Here is a 780-nt window from a genome sequence, read left to right as displayed (position 1 = left end):
GTCAGGAAGTGCTGGTGGATTTTTTGCATGGTGACCCGGACCAGCCGATTATTATTGGGCGCACCTATCATGCCAGCAATATTGTGCCGAACCCGTTACCGATAGCAAAAACCCAGATGTCAATCCGTTCAAAAACCCATAAAGGAGAAGGTTTTAATGAACTGCGGTTTGAGGATGAAAAAGACCGGGAAGAAGTCTTTATTCACGCCCAGAAGAATCTGGCGATTCAGGTGCGTAATTCCCGGGATGAGAAAATTAATTACAACCGCACAACCGCGATTGGACATGATGACGAACTGGCCATTGCCAATAACCGTAAAGTCACGGTTGAAGGGCAACAGGATCATAAAACCACCGGTAACTATCTTGCTCAGGTTGACGGTGACAAAGCCTTGCAGGTCAGTGGCAATGTGGCACAGAAAATCCAGGGGATGTTCAGTATTGATACCGAGGGTGATATTACGGTGCAGAGTAACAGCAAAATTAGCCTGAAAGTGGGGAATAATTTTGTGGTCATTCATGCCGGTGGGGTCGATATCAAAGGCCCGTCCATTAATCTAAACTCAGGTGGCAGCCCGGGGGATTTATTGCGGCCCGCTAGTCCAGCCATTCTGCAAGCGGCCGCCAGTGCCGGCTCGATGTTTGTTGCACACTGTCCAAAGGAGGATAACGACTGATGGTCACTGAAAAACACTATGCCGTCATTGACGGCGCCAGCGAACCCCGATTGTTCTTTGTTCTGGAACATGTTAATCCCCCGGTGACCTGTCTTTATAATGA

General features: G+C 48.6%; 1 protein-coding gene. It reads left to right on the top strand.

Going from position 1 to position 780, the window contains the following annotated elements; all coding sequences use genetic code 11:
* Window positions 1-677, top strand: a 677-nt coding sequence (locus C5470_RS22110) for a bacteriophage T4 gp5 trimerisation domain-containing protein (RefSeq protein WP_422631104.1), incomplete at its 5' end; no start/stop codon positions are given.
* Window positions 678-780: the final 103 nt, after the last annotated feature.

Source organism: Photorhabdus stackebrandtii, assembly GCF_011189495.1.
Lineage (GTDB): Bacteria > Pseudomonadota > Gammaproteobacteria > Enterobacterales > Enterobacteriaceae > Photorhabdus > Photorhabdus khanii.
The sequence above is the reverse complement of the archived record's forward strand: the minus strand, read 5'-3'. Positions and strand labels throughout refer to the sequence as shown.